16 protein-coding genes and 2 pseudogenes are annotated in these 16,073 nt (G+C 65.0%); 14 read left to right on the forward strand and 4 right to left on the reverse strand.

The genetic code is table 11. The features are described 5' to 3' along the window. Window positions 1-4: 4 nt before the first annotated feature. The 4 genes from ACSQ2H_RS03590 to ACSQ2H_RS03605 are packed head-to-tail and all read left to right on the forward strand — an operon-like array spanning window position 5 to window position 3,454. Window positions 5-670 carry a glutathione S-transferase family protein gene (locus ACSQ2H_RS03590; protein WP_436060084.1) on the forward strand — a complete coding sequence of 222 codons (666 nt, stop codon included), beginning with the start codon at window positions 5-7 and terminating at the stop codon, window positions 668-670. After that, window positions 667-1,659, forward strand: a complete 993-nt coding sequence (locus ACSQ2H_RS03595) for a glutathione S-transferase N-terminal domain-containing protein (protein WP_436060085.1) — start codon at window positions 667-669, stop codon at window positions 1,657-1,659. The genes ACSQ2H_RS03590 and ACSQ2H_RS03595 overlap by 4 nt, the downstream gene beginning before the upstream one ends. Next, on the forward strand, window positions 1,656-2,654 hold the full coding sequence (locus ACSQ2H_RS03600) for a glutathione S-transferase family protein (protein WP_436060086.1): 999 nt from the start codon (window positions 1,656-1,658) through the stop codon (window positions 2,652-2,654). Before ACSQ2H_RS03595 ends, ACSQ2H_RS03600 begins: the two co-directional genes overlap by 4 nt. A 17-nt stretch (window positions 2,655-2,671) precedes the next feature. Continuing rightward, window positions 2,672-3,454 carry an enoyl-CoA hydratase-related protein gene (locus tag ACSQ2H_RS03605; RefSeq protein WP_436060087.1) on the forward strand — a complete coding sequence of 261 codons (783 nt, stop codon included), beginning with the start codon at window positions 2,672-2,674 and terminating at the stop codon, window positions 3,452-3,454. Here ACSQ2H_RS03605 and ACSQ2H_RS03610 read toward each other — a convergent pair whose 3' ends face one another. Next, a complete protein-coding gene (locus ACSQ2H_RS03610; RefSeq protein ID WP_436060088.1) occupies window positions 3,455-4,519 on the reverse strand; it encodes a formylglycine-generating enzyme family protein in 1,065 nt (354 codons plus the stop codon). A 130-nt stretch (window positions 4,520-4,649) separates the two neighbouring features. On the opposite strand from ACSQ2H_RS03610, the gene ACSQ2H_RS03615 reads away from it, so the two are divergent. After that, window positions 4,650-5,045 carry a hypothetical protein gene (locus ACSQ2H_RS03615; protein ID WP_436060089.1) on the forward strand — a complete coding sequence of 132 codons (396 nt, stop codon included), beginning with the start codon at window positions 4,650-4,652 and terminating at the stop codon, window positions 5,043-5,045. A gap of 572 nt (window positions 5,046-5,617) precedes the next feature. On the opposite strand, the pseudogene ACSQ2H_RS03620 reads toward ACSQ2H_RS03615, so the two are convergent. Together ACSQ2H_RS03620 and ACSQ2H_RS03625 are read right to left on the reverse strand one after the other, a co-directional pair. Next, window positions 5,618-6,827, reverse strand: a pseudogene (locus ACSQ2H_RS03620) (IS91 family transposase). A gap of 4 nt (window positions 6,828-6,831) precedes the next feature. Next, a pseudogene (locus ACSQ2H_RS03625) lies at window positions 6,832-7,053 on the reverse strand (tyrosine-type recombinase/integrase); the annotation flags it as partial. A 135-nt stretch (window positions 7,054-7,188) separates the two neighbouring features. Between ACSQ2H_RS03625 and ACSQ2H_RS03630 the strand changes: the two are divergent. Next, complete coding sequence (locus tag ACSQ2H_RS03630; protein WP_436060090.1) at window positions 7,189-8,001, forward strand: SDR family NAD(P)-dependent oxidoreductase; 813 nt, start codon at window positions 7,189-7,191, stop codon at window positions 7,999-8,001. 247 nt (window positions 8,002-8,248) lie between these two features. Here the strand turns inward: ACSQ2H_RS03630 and ACSQ2H_RS03635 are convergent, their stop codons facing one another. Continuing rightward, on the reverse strand, window positions 8,249-8,458 hold the full coding sequence (locus ACSQ2H_RS03635) for a helix-turn-helix domain-containing protein (protein WP_436060091.1): 210 nt from the start codon (window positions 8,456-8,458) through the stop codon (window positions 8,249-8,251). 82 nt (window positions 8,459-8,540) lie between these two features. On the opposite strand from ACSQ2H_RS03635, the gene ACSQ2H_RS03640 reads away from it, so the two are divergent. The 8 genes from ACSQ2H_RS03640 (at window position 8,541) to ACSQ2H_RS03675 (ending at window position 15,978) form a co-directional block, all read left to right on the forward strand. Further along, a complete protein-coding gene (locus tag ACSQ2H_RS03640; RefSeq protein ID WP_436060092.1) occupies window positions 8,541-8,897 on the forward strand; it encodes a hypothetical protein in 357 nt (118 codons plus the stop codon). Window positions 8,898-9,256: 359 nt separating this feature from the next. Beyond that, window positions 9,257-9,460 carry a hypothetical protein gene (locus ACSQ2H_RS03645; RefSeq protein WP_436060093.1) on the forward strand — a complete coding sequence of 68 codons (204 nt, stop codon included), beginning with the start codon at window positions 9,257-9,259 and terminating at the stop codon, window positions 9,458-9,460. 16 nt (window positions 9,461-9,476) lie between these two features. Further along, on the forward strand, window positions 9,477-9,950 hold the full coding sequence (locus tag ACSQ2H_RS03650) for a phage tail fiber protein (protein ID WP_436060094.1): 474 nt from the start codon (window positions 9,477-9,479) through the stop codon (window positions 9,948-9,950). A gap of 2 nt (window positions 9,951-9,952) precedes the next feature. After that, window positions 9,953-10,264 carry a hypothetical protein gene (locus ACSQ2H_RS03655; protein ID WP_436060095.1) on the forward strand — a complete coding sequence of 104 codons (312 nt, stop codon included), beginning with the start codon at window positions 9,953-9,955 and terminating at the stop codon, window positions 10,262-10,264. After that, the gene (locus tag ACSQ2H_RS03660) at window positions 10,261-10,977 is read left to right on the forward strand and encodes a hypothetical protein (RefSeq protein WP_436060096.1); all 717 of its coding nucleotides are present in this window, start codon (window positions 10,261-10,263) and stop codon (window positions 10,975-10,977) included. The genes ACSQ2H_RS03655 and ACSQ2H_RS03660 overlap by 4 nt, the downstream gene beginning before the upstream one ends. A 3-nt stretch (window positions 10,978-10,980) precedes the next feature. Next, window positions 10,981-13,155 carry a Mu transposase C-terminal domain-containing protein gene (locus ACSQ2H_RS03665; protein ID WP_436060097.1) on the forward strand — a complete coding sequence of 725 codons (2,175 nt, stop codon included), beginning with the start codon at window positions 10,981-10,983 and terminating at the stop codon, window positions 13,153-13,155. Then, window positions 13,152-14,114: a TniB family NTP-binding protein gene (locus tag ACSQ2H_RS03670; protein WP_436060098.1), complete on the forward strand. Its 963-nt coding sequence runs from the start codon at window positions 13,152-13,154 to the stop codon at window positions 14,112-14,114. The genes ACSQ2H_RS03665 and ACSQ2H_RS03670 overlap by 4 nt, the downstream gene beginning before the upstream one ends. Further along, window positions 14,107-15,978 carry a TniQ family protein gene (locus ACSQ2H_RS03675; RefSeq protein WP_436060099.1) on the forward strand — a complete coding sequence of 624 codons (1,872 nt, stop codon included), beginning with the start codon at window positions 14,107-14,109 and terminating at the stop codon, window positions 15,976-15,978. Before ACSQ2H_RS03670 ends, ACSQ2H_RS03675 begins: the two co-directional genes overlap by 8 nt. Window positions 15,979-16,073 lie beyond the last annotated feature (95 nt).

A 16,073-nucleotide genomic window follows, 5' to 3' on the forward strand; every position in this document is an offset into this window, starting at 1 on the left:
GAGGATGATCGACCTGCATTTCTGGCCCACACCCAATGGCTGGAAAATCACCATCATGCTGGAGGAGACCGGGCTTCCGTACCGGCTGATCCCAGTGGACATCGGCGCCGGCGACCAGCTCAAGCCCGATTTCCTGGCCGTATCGCCGAACGGGCGCATGCCGGCGATCGTCGATTCCGAGGGGCCGGATGGTTCGCCGATCGCCATCTTCGAGACGGGCGCCATCCTGCAGTATCTGGGCGACAAGACTGGTCGGTTCTTTCCCACCGACCGGCGTGCACGCTCGGCGGTGGAGCAGTGGCTCTACTGGCAGTGCGCGGGTCTGGGACCGATGGTCGGGCAGGCCGCCCACTTCAAGTATCGGAAGGAGAAGATTCCCTACGCCATCGACCGCTATGTCGGCGAGGCGCGGCGCCTGTACGGCGTAATGGATCGCCGGCTCGGCGAGGCCGAATATCTAGCGGGTGATTATTCGATCGCCGACATCGCCACCTGGCCCTGGACCCGGGGCTACAAGATGCTGGGCATCGACCTCGCGGAATTCCCAAACCTGCAAGCCTGGTTCAAGCGGGTCGGCGCCCGCGAGGCGGTGGTGAGGGGCGCGAACATCGGCAAGCACGAGTTCGCCGAGCGCCAGAAGGCCATGCTCTCGCCGGAGGGCGGGGCGTGAGCGGCGCCTATCGCATTTTCGGTTCGGAGATGTCGCCCTATTCGCTGAAGGTGCGATCCTGGTTCCGCTACAAGGGGACGCCCCACCAGTGGGTGGCGCGCAACGCGGCGAGCGAGAGCGAGTACCAGCGCTACGCCAAGCTCCCGATCGTGCCGGTGGTGGCCACGCCCGAAGGCCAGGGCCTGCAGGATTCGACCCCGATCATCGAGGCGCTGGAGCCGAAGTTTCCAGGACCCTCCATTCATCCGCCGTCGCCGGAACTGGCTTTCCTCTCGGCGTTGATCGAGGAGTTCGGCGACGAGTGGGGCAACAAGCTGATGTTCCACCATCGCTGGTACGCCGATATCGACGCCCGCGCGTCGGCCCAGACCCTCGCCTGGCTGGCCTTGCCCTACGGCGGCAAGGAGGCGGTCGCCGCGCAGGCGGCTGCGGTGTTGGCGCGGATGACCGGACGCGGCCACTTCGTGGGATCCAGCGACGCCACTGCGCCCCTGATCCGCGCGTATCTGCTCGAACTTCTGGACCTTCTCGAGTCGCATTTGGCGGTCCGTCGCTACCTGTTCGGCGCACGGCCGTCGTTCGGCGACTTCGGCCTCGCCGCGCAGCTCTATGAGGCGTCCGTCGATCCAACATGCGGCAGCCTGATCCGGGGGCGTGCGCAGAACGTGCTCGACTGGTGCTATCGCATGCTCAATCCGCGCGACGAGGGACCGTTCGAAGATTGGGGCAGCCTGGCGGCCACGCTTTCGCCGGTGATCACCTATGTGGGCCGCTACTTCCTGCCTTGGTCGGTCGCCAACGCCGCGGCGCTTGCGGCAGGCGAAGCCGAGTTCCGCGTCGACCTGCCCGGCGGCGCCTACGTCCAGTCGCCGCAGAAGTACCACGCCAAATCCCTTGCGGCCCTCAAGGCCCGCTACGCCGCCGTTCCGGAGAAGGCGAAGCTCGACTTGATCCTCACCGAGACCGGCTGTCTGGAGGCTCTGCGATGAACCGCCCCTTCACGCTCTACGGTTCGGAAATGTCGCCCTATTCGCACAAGGTGCGATCCTGGTTCCGGTACAAGGGCGCCCCCCACCGCTGGATTCCCAGCGGACCCGGATCCAGCGACCCTGGCTATCGCGGCCACGCGCGGCTGCCGATTGTCCCCACCCTGGTCTGGCCCGACGAGGAGAAGGCCGAGCAGGACTCCACGCCGATCATCGAGGGGCTGGAACCGAGCTATCCTGAACCAGCCATCCAGCCGCCTGGCGTCCTGCTGGGCTTCCTCTCGACGCTGATCGAGGAGTTCGGCGACGAGTGGGGCAACAAGCTGATGTTCCACCTGCGTTGGTACGCCGACATCGATGTGGCGGCCTCGTCCGACCGGGCCGCACGGCTGAACATGACCGGCGCTGACGAGCCGACCGTGGCCGCCCGCGCGACAGCGGTCCGGGAACGGATGGCGGAGCGAGGGCGCTTCGTCGGCTCCAGCCCAGCCACTGCGCCGCTGATTTTCGACTACTTCGTCGAACTGCTGGACCTCCTGCAGCCCCACCTGGAGGGCCGGTGCTTTCTGCTCGGCGCCCGGCCTTCGTTCGGTGATTTCGCCCTAGCGGCGCAGCTCTACCACGCGGCGTCCGACCCCACAGGCGGAGCGGTGATGCGGGCTCGCGCGCCCGCGGTGCTCGACTGGTGTTTCAGGATGGTCGACCCGCGCGATGGCGGCCCGTTCGAGGCCTTGCCGACCTTGGCCCCGACGCTGGATCCGCTGCTCGCCTACATCGGCCGCTATTTCCTCCCCTGGTCGCAGGCCAACGCCGAGGCCCTAGCCCGGGGGGCGGCGGAGTTCTCCGTCGAGTTGGCGGGGCGTCTCTATGTGCAGCCGCCGCAAAAATACCACGCCAAGTCGCTGGCAGCCCTGCGTGAGAAGTACCGATCGGTCAAGGACGATCGCGAGTTGGCCGCCGTCCTTGAGGCCGCCGGCTGTACGCCATTCCTGGTGTAGGAAGGGAATAGAGAGAAATGACCCGCCATCAATTCTGCACCGTCGAGCGCGAGGGGCGGCTGACCATCGTCACCCTGAATAGGCCGGAGATGCTCAATGCGCTGCATCTGGAGGCCAACCTGGAACTAGCGGGGGTGTTCGACGCCTTCGCCGCCGACCCCGAGCAATGGGTCGCCATCGTCACCGGCGCCGGGAAGGCCTTCAGCGCAGGTAACGACCTGAAGGCCACCGCCGAGCGTGGACGCACACCCCTTCCACCCCGCGGCTTCGGCGGGATCACCCACCGGTTCGACCTCGACAAGCCGCTGATCGCCGCTGTCAACGGCGTGGCCATGGGCGGTGGATTCGAGATCGCGTTGGCTTGTGACGTGATCGTCGCGGCCGACACGGCCGTCTTTGCGCTGCCCGAGCCGCGGGTCGGCCTGGCCGCCCTGGCCGGCGGTCTGCATCGGCTGCCGCGAGAGATCGGGGTCAAACAGGCGATGGGCATGATCATCACCGGGCGCCGCGTCGGGGCCGACGAAGGGCGGGCGCTGGGGTTCGTCAACGAGGTCGTGGCGCCGACCGAACTGATGGCCGCCGCGCGGCGCTGGGCCGGTCAGATGCTCGAACTCAGTCCGATGTCCATTCGCGCCTCCAAGCAGGCGGTGATCCGCGGGCTTAGCGAAGCCTCGGTGGCCGACGCGCTGGCCAGCCAGAACGCCTATCCGGCGGTGCAAGCCATGATGGCCAGCGAGGATCTGCGCGAGGGGCCGCGCGCGTTCGCCGAAAAGCGCCAGCCTCAGTGGACGGGGCGCTAGCTAGGGCGCCTGGTCGGCTCCGACCCGCAGGACGGTGCGGAAGCCGACATGGTCTGAGCCGGTGTCGGCAGGCCCAGCTTGCCGTGCCGGCGGGCGATAGCGGAAGCAGAAGTTGTCGGCGCACAGGAATGAGCCGCCCTTGATGACGTGTTTGCGCTCAGTCGGGTCGTCGGGATCGTAGGCCGCCCGCTCCACCGGGCCGACCGGATCGACGATCTCCGAGGCGGGCAGGCCGGGTGCGTACCAGTCTCGCGTCCACTCCCAGACGTTGCCGGCCATGTCGTGCAGGCCATAGCCGTTGGCCGGGAAGCAGCCGACCGGCGCCACCTGCGCCTTGTAGCCGTCTGCGCCAGAGTCCACCGCTGGGAACGGGCCCTGCCAGACGTTCGCCTGCGGCTTCGATGTATCCAACGGCTTGTCGCCCCACGTATAGGCCGCGCCCTGCAGTCCCCCGCGCGCGGCATATTCCCATTCCGCCTCAGTCGGCAGATCGCGGCCAAGCCACTGAGCGTAGGCCAGGGCGTCGGTCCAACCGATCTGCACGACCGGCAGAGCGCCCTTTCCCTCGATGGTGCTGTTTGGTCCCTGCGGATGTCGCCAGTTCGCGCCTTGGACGACTTGCCACCACTGGCCAGGATCGCCCTGGGTCGGCGTCTCGGCGACCACGAACACGATGGCCGACGGCTTGAGTTGATCGCCGCTAAGGGTCGGATACGCCTTCGGATCCAACGCGCGTTCGGCCAAGGTTACATAGCTGGTGGCCGCCACGAATCGGGCGAAGTCGTCGTTGGTCACCTCAGTACGATCGATCCAGAACGACCCGACTCGAGTCCTGCGGGGTGGGCCTTCCTCCTGTCTTGCCGCCGCCGCGCCCTGCACGAACTCCCCGCCCTGGACCAACACCATGCCCTCCGTAGCCGGCGCCGGCGCCGGCGCGACGCGATCGGCGAGGCATGGCGTGGTTAGCCTCGCCGTCCCCTGCGCCAAGCTCGTGGGCGGCGGCGGGCTGCAACCTGCCTGGGCAAGGGCGGCGCATATCGCCACGCTCCAAGTCCAACTGCGCATCCTGATAATTTAACCCCCTTGTCGCTCACCAAGTCCGGCTCCCGCCGTCGGCAGATGTGGCGATGCTCATGGCGTCGACACAAGTCGAGCGCCTGACCCCCGCCACTGCCGCTAGACCAAGCCTTGCCACATGGTGGGACAGCGCGATCACGGCTGCCGCGGTGGAGAGGCGCAGTTCACTAATTTTAACCAGAACAATAATTCCTATTCTATATTTCGGCGCGCAAGGCGCCAAGAGCTCATCTTCGACCGGCGGCTGAGCTACAGCTCCACGGTCGGGACGTCCGCGGGATCGAACTCGATCGTCACCGCCGGCAACATCGGCAGGCAGTTCAGCAAGGCGTTCACGCTGACCGGCGGCTACACGGGCGTCCCGGGGAGCCGCTCTCTCGTGAATACGTTCCCGTTCTTCCAGTCGATCGACCGGACGATGGCTCGCCTTTGTCGGCAAAGGCCTCAGTACGCTGAACATCTCGGCGGCCAAGATCGACGAGAATCTGATGGCGGCCGGCAGCGTCTGGTGTGAGCCGCTGGGCAACTACGGCCCGCCCGGCAAGTCGCGCAACATGTACGACGACTAATACGCCTCGCCGGATCTGCGCATTTGCCTGGGAGCGGGAAGACCGCGTCTCGGACCTCGACCAGTCGAGCCCCGAGAACACCTCGATGCACAACTCGGATGGGGTGCTGACCGTCGCCACCGGCGCCTTTGCCCCAGGCGTAGCGAACGAGGTCCGCTTTCCGCTCCTGGCCCTACTTCCGCTGATGTTGAGGGTTTCGGATGCCGGCCCTCGCGCATGAGGTCGGCCCGGCCGAGGGGCCGGCGTCCGGAAGCCTTCAGGGGAGGAAGCCGCGGTCAGCCGGCGGGACGCCTGGGAAGCGTGACGCGGCTATGGGGATTGCGCCTCGCCTCGGGGCCTGAGCGGTTCGCTCCCGGGCCGTGGCGGCAGTCGCATGCGATCGCCCAAGCGGCCTGGGCGGTGACGGCGCGAGGTGAGCTGGCGGCTTTGGAGGTTGTCGGCAGCGATGAGCGCAGCCGGTCCGGCGCCGTGGCCGGGAGGCGACGGCGGCGCAGGGTCGGGGGCAGCACGATGCGGCTCATGAGCTGTCCATCCAGAGCCGGCTAGTGACGGTCGTCCGCGGCGAGCATCCGCGGCGGAAGATCTCGACGATGCGCAGGCGACCGCCGCAGCCGGGGCAGGTCTGCGGCTCCGGCTCGGCCGGATCGGGCTTGAGGTGGGTCTGCGTCGTGGCCTGGCCGGACTGGCTGGCGATCAGCGACCGCAGCCGGTCGAGATCCGGGGCGCGCGGGCCCTTGGCCAGCAGGCCGTAGTGGCGGATGCGGTGGAAGCCGGTGGGCAGGACGTGCAGCAGGAAGCGGCGGATAAACTCGTCCGGGCTGAGCGCCATTGTGCGGATCCTCACCGCGCCGGTGGCGAGGTCGGCGGTGCGGTAGTCCTTCCAGCGGAAGCGGACGGCGTGGTCGTCGAGGCTGAGCAGCCGGCTGTTGGCGATCGCCACGCGGTGGGTGTAGCGGGCGAGGTAGGCGAGCACTGCGGCCGGCCCGCCGAAGGGTGGCTTCGCGTAGACCACCCACTCGGCGCGGCGCAGCGGCGCCAGGTGTGCGGCGAAGGCCTTCGGATCGGCTAGGCCCGCCAGCTCGCCGAAGAAGCTCAGCCGGCCGCGGACGTGGGCGGCCATGAGCTTCTCCAGGAAGAGCCGCCGGAAGAGCCGCGAGAGCACGCGGACGGGCAGGAAGAAGCCCTTGCGGCAGGCGATCCAGCGTCCATCGGGCGCCAGCCCGCCGCCGGGCACGATGCCGTGGACGTGCGGATGGTGGGTCAGCGCCGAGCCCCAAGTGTGCAGCACCGCGATCAGGCCGATGCGGGCGCCCAGGTGGTTGGGGTCGGCGGCGATTGTGGTGAGCGTCTCGGCGGCGGCCTTGAAGAGCAGGTCGTAGACCACGGCCTTGTTCTGGAAGGCGATGGCGGCGAGCGGGGCCGGCAGGGTGAAGACCACGTGGAAGTAGGGGACCGGGCAGCAGGTCCGCCTCCCGCTCCGCGAGCCAGGCCCGGGCCGCCTGGCCCTGGCACTTGGGGCAGTGGCGGTTGCGGCAGGAGTTGGAGCTCACCGCCAGGCGCTCGCAGCCGTCGCAGCGGGCGACGTGGCCGCCGAGCTCGGCGGTGCGACAGGCCTCGACGGCCGACATGACCTTGAGCTGGCCCAGGCTCAGGTGTCCGGCGTGCGCCCGGCGGAAGGCCTCGCCGTGCCGACGCAGGATATCGGCCACCTCCAGCGGTGGCCGCACGGGCTCAGGCCGGCGGTGGCCTCAGGTGCGTGAGCGGGCTCTTCACGGCGCCCAGGGTCTTCAGCGCCACGCGGGTGTAGCGCGCCGTGGTGTCCAGCTTCTTGTGGCCCAGCAGCACCTGGATCACCCGGATGTCGGTCCGCCGCTCCAGCAGGTGGGTGGCGAAGCTGTGGCGCAGCGTGTGCATCGACACCCGTTTGTCGAGCGCCGCCGTCGCCGCCGCCGCCTTGCAGGCGCGGTCGAGCTACCGCGTCGTGATCGGCTGGCCCGGATCGCGGCCAGGGAAGAGCCAGCCCTTGGGCCGCGCGGAACGCCACCAGCGGCGCAGCAGCTCCAAGTGGTCGGGCGAGGCGGTAGGGCGATGGGACGACTGGAGGGCAAGACCGCCATCGTCGTCGGAGCCGGTCAGACGCCGGGCCCGACGATCGGGAACGGGCGCGCGATGGCGCTGCTCTTCGCGCGGGAGGGCGCGGAGGTGGTGTGCGTCGATCGGGAATTGGCCCGCGCGAACGAGACGGTATCGGCGATCAAGGCGGAGGGCGGTCGCGCCTCCAGCATCCAGGCCGACATCGTCGACGCCTCCGACGTGTCTGTGATGATCACGAGCGCGGTCGAGCGGCTGGGGCGCATCGACGTCCTGGTCAACAATGTCGGCGTCGGCCTGATGGGCGACGGCCCGGCGCATCTGGCGAGCGAAGAGGGTTTCGACGCCACCTTGGACATCAACCTCAAGGGCATGTGGCTGACGATCAGGACCGCGCTGCCGATCATGCGGGAGGCTGGGGGCGGCTCGATCGTCAACATCTCGTCCCTGGCCTCGGTCGCCGGCGACAGCATGATTGGCTACATGGTCTCCAAGGCTGCGGTGAACCGCCTGACCATCGCAGTGGCGAGCGCCAACGCCGAGCACGGCGTCCGTTGCAACGCGGTCCTTCCCGGACTGATGGACACCCCGATGGCGATCCGCGCCAACGCCAGTGTACATGACGTGTCGGACGACGTGGTGCGCGAGATGCGCAATTCGCGCGTGCCGCTCAAGGGCGGCATGGGCGACGCCTGGGACACCGCCTATGCGGCTCTCTTCCTGGCCTCCGACGAAGCCAAGCACGTCACCGGCGTCCTGCTGCCGGTCGACGGCGGCTTCACGACCCGTGTCGGCGCCGTGGATCGGTGAGCCGCTCTCGTGAAGATTCGGGCTGGCGTCGAAGGCGTCGCGATCAAGCCGCTCGACGGCAAAGCCTAGCACCGTCGTTCGGCCCCAAAGTGGCTCCTGGCCGACGTCTTCAGTGCTTCGGGATGTTCGGGAACCGGGCGATCTACGATCATGGTTGGTTGCCCTCGACCAAACCTAAACGGCTGCCCTGAACGCCCGGTAGGGACGTCTACGCCGCGCAGTTCAAGTGGCGCGCAGCGGCCGTGAATTATGCCCGCTGTAGCAGGTCGAGCGGATCGACACCGAAGACGCGCGCGAACTCTTCCACAACGTCCAGGGTCGGATTGCGCAGCCCCCGTTCGATCTGACCCACGTAGGTGACGGCAAGATCCACTTCGTGCGCCAACGCCTCCTGGCTCAGCCCGCGTTCCTTGCGCAGGCGCCGTACGTTGATCCCAAAGACCTGCCCCAAACGCATAGGGGCAGCCGCAAGGAATCCTAAACTTTCAGCCAGTCACTATAGTGATTATTTGCGTGTGGAGGGCGACTGGATGCCTAGATTGGTTCGCTGGATCGTTTTCGGGCTCGTCTCGGTGTTCCTTGTCGGCGCGCAGCCGGCCTCGGCGCAATCCCGAGCGGACGATGCGCTGCGGCGCTTTCGAGAAGACAAGATCGATCTCATGGAGCAACTGCTGTTCAAGCAGTCGGGGAAAACCACGCGGATCATCTACCTGCGTGAGTTGTTGACGCCGCAGCCGCTGCCTGCCTATTGCGGCGAGGGCCTATTCGGCCAGACTCGCCAGCGCTTCGTCATCGACCTGCCCTCCAAGAAAGTCGTGGTGGGCGTGTCGGCGGCAGACTGGCAGAAGCTGGCTTGTGACGAGATGGAAGGCGAAAACCTCATCGACCTGCGATGAGCTCTCGTATCTCCCGCCGTAACGGCAGAAATGGCGACGGTGCCCGCTCAAAGCGACTTACGGGGGTGCCCGTCTGCTGGCAGCGGCACACCCGGTGCTGCCGATTGGTGCCGTAGAGGCAGGCCTTCGAGTGGGCTCTTAGTCATGCTTCAGTGCGCCTCGGCATGTGCCGTCCGGCTTAATTCCAGAAAATAATCATACCGTTGTCGTGAGTTTATAGTCATGTTTTCCGCGAAACGTGACAGTAAGCAAGATAATATAGACCACATTGTCCACTTTGAATCAAATGAGTATATAGTTACTGTCGGTTCCAGATCGTCGCGACTAGCATTTATCCAACGATTTCTCTGGAGCATGCGGTGGCGATCTTTCGCATTCACATTGCGCGGGGCGGTTCTCTCACGGTGTCGCATGAAGCGACTGGCGCTGATGAACTGGCCTTCCAACTGGCCAGTCGGCGTTGGTTGCTCGGCGATCTAATCGCCGAGTGCGAGCAACCGATTGATCCGCCGGTGCGCGTGCTGATCCCCGCTCAGCAGATCCAGATGATCGTCGAGACTTGATCAATCTGGAGCAGACATGAACGTGCCTATCGGAATCGCGGGCGGCCGCCCGCAACAACTCAAGCCTCAGGAGAGGCCCGCGCTGCAAGGCGAAGGACTCTACCGCGCCCATACGGGACCGGTCATTTTCCAGGCCCTAGCGATGACTTTGCCCGGCGAACTCACTGCCGGCCTGCTGCTCGCCAGGCCGTCGATCGAGGGCGACGCCTACATTGAGACGGGGGGCGGGACGTATGAGCGCCAGCCAGTCGCGTTCGACCTGGCTTCCAGCCACCACTGGGCGAACATCGCCGAAGTGTGCTTCCCGATGCCGGACGCCGCCCAGACCGCGGCGAGCCACCTTGGCATTTTCGGACCTGATGGGCGTCTGCTGTACTACGGCTGGCTGGCCCGGATCGGCCCGAGTTCCTCCATGCGTCCCGGCATTCGCTTTGCTGCCGGCGAGATCCGTATCGCGCGGATCGCTCGCCAAACGCGCGGGCGGCGGTAGCAATGAGCAGCAATCCAAAAACGGCTGAAGCGACTCAACTCATCTGCACCCGTGATCCGCGGTATCCGGGCACCCCTTGGGTCACGATCTGGAAGGGGCAGGCCGCCTTCATTCTGCGGCGCTTCGATACCCGCGAGCAGGCGATGCAGGCGGCGCGGGATGTTGCGCTTGGCCCGCCGAGTATGAATGGCGATTTCGCCTCGTTCCCTGCGCGTGAACCTTATCCGTCGAATGGTGGCGACCTGCTGGCCGGCGCGGTCGAAAGCGCCGACCGGGCGCTGGCCGCGATCTTCGCTGAGGCCGGACGGTGGTGAGCACGGCGAGCTACGGCGCGCGCCGGCGCGACCATTTTATTTCCTCGCTCAGGACGATGGCGACCATCACGGAGCGGGAAGATGGCGGGCCGATGAGGCCGGTCGGACGCCGTCGGGGCGTTCGGCCCGGCGGTCTCTACGCCAGCCACAAGAATGGGCGGATGGTCGGGTGGGAGTCCCGCGCCGAACGCGACGCGTTCTATTGCAGTGAGGTCGATACGCGTGTCGTGGCCTATCGGTCTCAGCCTCATACGATCGAGGCGCTGATCGGCGGTCGGGTTCGGCGCTACACGCCCGACATCGAAGAGCGGCTGAGTGATGGGTCCATCCGCATCGTTGAGGTGAAGGAGGAGTTCGAGGCCAAGCGGGATGAAGACTACGCACTGAAACTCGCCTTCTTTGGCGATGTCTACTATGCCCTTGGTTGGTCATTTCAGATTGTGGAGAGGTCCTCGTTCGGCGAGGGCTCGAGATTTCGGGCAATCTCGAAGGTACAGTCCCACCGGCGCACCGGGTTTGACGCCAACGATCTCGCTCGGGTGCGTGAGACGATCGCCGGCGGCGGTGGCGCGTGCACGCTGAACGACCTGACGGGTCTATTCCGGAATTCGGTCGTCGGCGTCGCGGTCGTCTCGGCCATGATGGTCGGTCGCTACGTTGAGATCGACCTCGCCAACGACTTGGTTGCCACTGCACGGGTCGTCGCTGTGTGAGCCATGGCGCGTCAACATTTCAACATCGATGCTGGGGACCGCGTCGTCATCGAGGGCAGAGTCCATATCCTCGATTGTATGGTGCCGAACGATAGCGGCGGGCTTCGTGACGACGACTTTCAGTTCCGCGATCCGCGGACCAATCGGGTCCAGAATTATACTCTGCCCGAATTCCTCGAAGTCTACGCGGCCGAGAAGGTTCGCCTTCTAAGCCCGACCGAACGGGTCAGCGATCGTCTCCCGCAGCAGACCGGGTCGGGAGACAAGGAGGATCTCGGCGCTGGCCGTGCAATTCAGAAAGCAAGGCGGCGGCTCGCCTACCTTCAGGCCTACGATCGAGCGCCGGTAGCGAAGTCGACCAAGAGCCTCAGGGAGTTCATTGAGGAGCAGGCTCGCAGGCAGGACGATCTCCAGCCGCCTTCCCCAGGGGCCCTCCGGCGGTGGATCGTTCAGCGCGGTATCCCCGACCATCGACGCCTCCACGAAATGGTTGGACGTCAGCACAAGGGGCCCAGGGGAACGCGCCTAGTCCCTGATGTCGAGCGGATGCTTGAGGATGAGGCCGAGCGCTACTGGTCCGACATCGCAGTGACGCCGTCCGAGATTTGGCATCGGATTGCGTATCGGGTTCGTGAAGAGAACGAGCGGCTTGGCCACGCGGCGTTGTCGTGCCCTGCGCTTTCGACCATTTGTCATCGCCTGCGGCAGTTGGTGACCTTCGAGCGGGCTTGTCGGCGTTGGGGGCATAGGGAGGCCAGCCGTCAGTTTGGAATGGTTCGGGGATCGATGCGCGCCGAGGCGATCCTCGATCTTGCGATCATCGATCACACGGTCCTCGATTGCTGGGTGATCGACGACAAGAGTGGCCAGCCAATCGGACGTCCGACGCTGACGATCTTGCTCGATTCCTGTTCGCGCTATCCGCTCGGATTTCACGTCGGATGGGAAGGGGCCAGCCTAGCGTCCGTGATGGCCTGCCTTCGGCACGCGGTGATGCCGAAGCTCTACATGAAGGAGCTCTATCCCGACCTCAAGCACCCCTGGCTGGCATACGGCCAGCCGCGCACGATCCTGGTCGACCAAGGCGTCGAGTTCATGGGTTCGACCTTCGAGGATGCGTGCGCGACCCTAGGGATCGCGATTGAAGTTGCACCCGTGCGTACGCCGGAATTCAAAGGCCAGATCGAACGCCTCTTCGGGACGGCCAATCGCGGACTCTTCCACAAGCTCCCTGGCGGAGTGCAGTTCAAGGCGTCCGTGATGCGAGAACTCGGCATCGATCCAGAGAAGACGGCGGTGCTGACCTTGTCCAAACTGAATGAACTTATCCATCGCTGGGTCGTCGATATCTACGCGAACACCAAGAACCGGATGCTTGGCGCCGCTCCGGCCCAGGTCTGGCGAGAGCGCAGCAAAACCGACACCATCGAGATCGCCCGTGATCCGGCGGTGCTCAATCAAGCCTGCGCGCATGTCGTCTTACGTTCGCTGTCCAAGGAGGGCGTCGGAATCCACAACCTGCACTATCGCAGCGAGGCGCTGAAGGATCTGCGCCTTCGCTTGCATCAGAAGAGTAGCCGGGCGAACCGCAAGTCCGCATCGATGCAGGTAAAGGTCTCCTACGATCCAGCGAACCTGGAGCGGATTTTCGTCTGGGATCCCATCGAGCGAAGCTACGTTGAAGCGCGGTCCACGAGGCCGGATTATACCCGCGGCCTGGCGCTTAATGTCCACGAGATGGTCCGCGGTTGGGCTGCCAAAGCGGACCGGGAATTTGAAACTGAAGCGGACATGACGTCCGCGCGCGCGGCGTTCTATGCGCGCATCGACGAGCTTCGACCGAGCAAGGTCGTAGATCGAAAGCGAGTTCAGCGCGCCCGTCATCCGGAACGTGTCGCGAATGGCGATGTCGTCGTGCGTCGACTTGTGACAGGTGCCGACGAGGCGAGGGCTACCGCCGAAAATGAGGTGCTGATCGATACCGCTGGCAACCGCGCCGACGGCGATCGCAAAGAGCCTCGAAGCCCGTTGGGCGGGCCCAGGAAATCGAGCAAGCGCCCGCCAACGGCGCGGACCGTGGAGATGCTGCCCACGACCAAGCCTACCTCGCTGCTCGGCACGGTGGACTGGAATGCTCAATTGCGTGCTGCACGCCAGAACAGCGAGTCGAAGGCGTGAGCTTTGAGCGGCAGGAGGCTGCGGCCCGTAGGATCGCGAAAGCTGATGCGCTGACGATCAGCAATCCGCGTGCGGAGCTCGCGCACCGGACGTTCGACTTCATGCGAGCGCAGAGGCAGCAAGGGTCGGAGCGGGGGTTCCGTGGTTTTCTGATCGTCGGGCCGACGCAGAGCGGTAAGTCGAAGATCCTGCGAACCTACCAGGAGCGCGCCAATACCGCCGAGGCTTTGGAAGCCGGTCGTATTCCTGTCCTGATGGTGACCTTGACGGCCAACCAAACACGCAAGGGCCTGGCTCAGGATATCCTGCGAGCGTTCGAGCCTTTCGGTTACCTGGCGCCGTGGAAGTCTGGCTCGGAGACCGTGCTCCTCGACCGTGTAAGGGCTTACATGCAAGCCCGCGGAGTCGAGTTGCTGATCCTGGATGAGTTTCAGCACCTGGTTCATTCGGAGCGGCAGGAAGTCAGCATCTCGGTGTCCGAGACCATCAAGTGGCTGCTTATCGAATCCATCGTTCCCGTCGTGATGTCTGGTATCGAAGATGCTTGGCGGCCGGTGCGCGCGAACGCGCAATTGGCTCATCGGTGCGAGGCCCCCCTCGAACTGAACCCGCTCGACCCCGCGAACGACGCCGATCGAGGTCTCTTCGCTTCGTTTCTCTCGACCTACCTGGTCGAGCTTGAGCAGAGGAAGATCGCCAAGAACGCGACTCGTCTGCTCAGAATTCCACAAGTTCCCGATGGACTGTTCGAGGTCGCCAAGGGGGTGCTGGGTGAAACCTGCAATATCCTCAAGGCGGCCCTCTACTTGGCGGTGAGCAGCGGTCGCGATGAGATCCGATTGGAAGATCTCGAGCTTGCGGTTGATCGCAATTACGTCGCGTACGATCGCAGCAGGTCCAACCCGTTCCGAGCGGGACTCAAGTTTTTGAGCGGGCGTCAGGTGCATGAAGATGCGTAGGCGTCTGGCCATCACCGTTCCGCCGATTGCGGGCGAGTCTTTGATGTCGCTTATCGTTCGGCACGGTCAGGCGAACTTCGTCGCGCGCCCGGCCGACCTCCTTGCTGAAATCGGCATCGAGACTGCAGTTCCAAGCTTCGTCCCGTTTACCCAGACGGGCCGGGCGCAGGACTTGGCTGCCGCGTTCGGAGCAAGTTTGAAGGAGATAGAAGACCGCCTGCACCCAACTATAGATGATGAGCCACCCGCGCGAGTGATGTTCAATGGGATCGCTCTTGAGAGGCGCTTCGTGGAAGCGAAGGTGCGGCGGGTCTCGCCTCTCGGCCTGAAGGGATCGCCGCACCAGCGTGCCTACTGGCAAGTTCGTCCGCTGAAATTTTGCCCAGAGTCGATGGAGATGTTGATCGAGGAGTGCAGCGCCTGCCGGAAGGAGTTCGGTTGGGCGCGCTGCCATGATCTGCTTCGCTGTGATCGTTGCAATGAGCCTATCGCGCAGGAACCCAACTTCGTGCCGCCGCAGTTTGCCCAATCTGCGGCGGCTGTTGCAAAGCTGGTGAGCCATGTTGACGACGATCGAGAGCGGACGCTCAGGGCCTTGCCGTCTCCATTCTGCAACTGGGGCGCGGGAGATGTGTTTGCGGCCGTTGTCGAGTTGGGCGCCGCGATCACCGCGGGGCCCCGCAGCGCACAAATCAACAAGAAGGTTGCTGTCGGGGACTTCGACGATTTTGGCCTCGCGGAACTGGACGCAGGTTTCCGCTGCGTCGCCGAGTGGCCGAGCAGCCTGACTGACGTTGTCCGCGCAGAGTATGAGCAGTCTGCAACGCCGTCGTTCCGGGGCTGTCTTGGTGGGCTGGCCAAGTTTCTCGCGGCGACTGCGCGCCCCTCGCCACTACGCGATCTACTGCGGGGAGAGGTTCTCCACGCGATTGGACAGGCTGGCATTCCGCTGAAGCGCAGCTCGCGCCTGTCGTCCGAAGCCGGTTGGAGAGAAACTGTTGTTGTCGGCAGTGAAGCCGAAGCGCAATTTGGAATAGCGCGCAGGCAGTTACTGTTGTTGCAAGGCCGCAGCCAAACCTTCGTGGGCGGACGAACGGGGCGAGGCGGCACAGAACTCTACGACAGGGCGCGGTTGGCAGCTCTTGCTGCGGGGCGAGATGCGAGCATGTCGGACATCGCTGCCGCGAAGCTATTGGGGCTGCCGGCCTTCGTAATGCCCTCGTTGGTATCTCGTGGCGTGTTGGAGCGTCCGTCGAATTCCGATCTAGCGCTGATTTTTCCCAACCGCCCGCGTGTCGTGAAATCGGCTGTAACTCATCTCCTGGCTCAACTGGAGGAGTTGCCTGAAAGCCAGAGTGCTGATGCTGTTCCGCTAGAGGCCGCGTTGCAAGGTTTCGCAGACCCACATGCCTGGGCATGGGCCATCGTGGCGATCCTAAAGCATCAGGTCGGTGTGTCTAAGCGGAGCGCGGAAGCACCATTCTCGAGTATGTCTATCGACGATGGTCACATGAAAGTGGCATTGGACGGGTTTTCATCTAGCGCCGGTAGTGAGCTGGTCTCTTGTTTAGCCGCAAGTCGAATGCTCGGGGCTCCTGCCAATCGCATCAGTGAAGCTGTGCGCGCTGGATTACTGGTAGGCGAAGTGCATCCTAGGAATTCAAAGGTGTCTTTGGCCAGCGTCCAGGCGTTTGCGCGAAAGCTCATGTTCAATGCGGAGGCGAGCCGTCGGTTGAGTTGCACGCCGGCGGAGGTCCGCTATCGGATGCAAAAGCTGGGCCTTAGACCCGCACACAGGATTGCGAAATGCAATGTCTGGAATCGAGAAGCATTTGAGTCAGCGCTAAACTCGGCGGTGACCTAAGGAGCTGGCGTGCGTGGACGCGCACGGTGCCTCACCCACCCACCGTGTGGAGTGCATGCCCGACATCACGCATGCCCGCGCCGGGCTCAAGGGCG

The sequence above is a fragment of the Phenylobacterium sp. LjRoot97 genome, from assembly GCF_964254345.1.
Lineage (GTDB): Bacteria > Pseudomonadota > Alphaproteobacteria > Caulobacterales > Caulobacteraceae > Phenylobacterium.

Coding starts and splice junctions, on each gene's coding strand:
- ACSQ2H_RS03590 (WP_436060084.1), top strand. CDS start 5: ATGATCGACCTGCATTTCTGGCCCACACCCAATGGCTGGAAAATCACC.
- ACSQ2H_RS03600 (WP_436060086.1), top strand. CDS start 1,656: ATGAACCGCCCCTTCACGCTCTACGGTTCGGAAATGTCGCCCTATTCG.
- ACSQ2H_RS03605 (WP_436060087.1), top strand. CDS start 2,672: ATGACCCGCCATCAATTCTGCACCGTCGAGCGCGAGGGGCGGCTGACC.
- ACSQ2H_RS03610 (WP_436060088.1), bottom strand. CDS start 4,519: ATGCGCAGTTGGACTTGGAGCGTGGCGATATGCGCCGCCCTTGCCCAG.
- ACSQ2H_RS03615 (WP_436060089.1), top strand. CDS start 4,650: ATGGTGGGACAGCGCGATCACGGCTGCCGCGGTGGAGAGGCGCAGTTC.
- ACSQ2H_RS03630 (WP_436060090.1), top strand. CDS start 7,189: ATGGGACGACTGGAGGGCAAGACCGCCATCGTCGTCGGAGCCGGTCAG.
- ACSQ2H_RS03635 (WP_436060091.1), bottom strand. CDS start 8,458: ATGCGTTTGGGGCAGGTCTTTGGGATCAACGTACGGCGCCTGCGCAAG.
- ACSQ2H_RS03650 (WP_436060094.1), top strand. CDS start 9,477: ATGAACGTGCCTATCGGAATCGCGGGCGGCCGCCCGCAACAACTCAAG.
- ACSQ2H_RS03655 (WP_436060095.1), top strand. CDS start 9,953: ATGAGCAGCAATCCAAAAACGGCTGAAGCGACTCAACTCATCTGCACC.
- ACSQ2H_RS03665 (WP_436060097.1), top strand. CDS start 10,981: ATGGCGCGTCAACATTTCAACATCGATGCTGGGGACCGCGTCGTCATC.
- ACSQ2H_RS03675 (WP_436060099.1), top strand. CDS start 14,107: ATGCGTAGGCGTCTGGCCATCACCGTTCCGCCGATTGCGGGCGAGTCT.